Here is a 207-nt window from a genome sequence, read left to right on the forward strand (position 1 = left end):
CGGGCCTGTCGTCGGCGAACAGCTCGATTACTTCGTTGTCGACTTCGACGTCGACGGGTCTGTCGTCAGCCACCAGCTCGATTGGTTCGTTGTCGACGGGGCTCAGCTCGACGAACAGTTCGGTGACGTCGTTGTCGACCTCGACCTCGACGGGCTTGTCGTCGGCGAACAGTTCGATCACATCGTTGTCGACTTCGACGTCGACGG

The 207-nt window shown here is 60.4% G+C and carries 1 protein-coding gene; it reads right to left on the minus strand.

The window, feature by feature from the left end; translation table 11 throughout:
- Positions 1 to 207, minus strand: a 207-nt coding sequence (locus G3N93_RS41360; protein ID WP_206135677.1) for a hypothetical protein, incomplete at both ends; no start/stop codon positions are given.

Origin of the sequence: Burkholderia sp. Se-20378 (assembly GCF_017104665.1) — a bacterium.
In the GTDB taxonomy this organism is placed as follows: Bacteria; Pseudomonadota; Gammaproteobacteria; order Burkholderiales; family Burkholderiaceae; genus Burkholderia; species Burkholderia lata.